The organism is Streptomyces gilvus, assembly GCF_022513565.1.
GTDB lineage: Bacteria > Actinomycetota > Actinomycetes > Streptomycetales > Streptomycetaceae > Streptomyces > Streptomyces gilvus.
In genome coordinates this window covers 1-404 of sequence record NZ_JAKWBE010000090.1, presented here as the reverse complement: position 1 = coordinate 404, position 404 = coordinate 1, and the positions used below count along the sequence as shown (strand labels likewise).

The window sequence follows — 404 nt, the reverse complement described above, 5'->3', positions numbered from 1 at the left end:
CCTGGCCCGCTTCGGGGACAACATGCGCGAGGTCGCGGTCACCGAGGGCGACAAGGTCGAGGCCCAGCTCCGCTTCGGCTACTCCGTCAACACCTACGGCGTCAACGACCTCGTGACCGTGGTCGACGCCGTGGAGGCCAAGGCGGCCGCCGAACTGGCCGCCGAATACTGCGAGTCCTACGACGTGGTGCCCGCCCTGCGCCCCGGCGGCATCCGGCACGACGCCCTCCTCTACGCCGCCCGCCAGGAACTGGGCCTGCGCACGTTCCTCACCGACGGGGGCTTCACGGCCTTCACCACCAACTTCGAGGACCTCGGCGGGCTGCGGCAGCTGCCCGGGCTGGCCGTGCAGCGGCTGATGGCGGACGGCTACGGCTTCGGCGGCGAGGGCGACTGGAAGACCT

1 protein-coding gene is annotated in these 404 nt (G+C 71.5%); it reads left to right on the top strand.

The genetic code is table 11. The features are described 5' to 3' along the window. Positions 1 to 404 (top strand): L-arabinose isomerase family protein (locus tag MKW14_RS40750; RefSeq protein ID WP_441349318.1); only part of this gene is annotated, 404 nt, incomplete at both ends.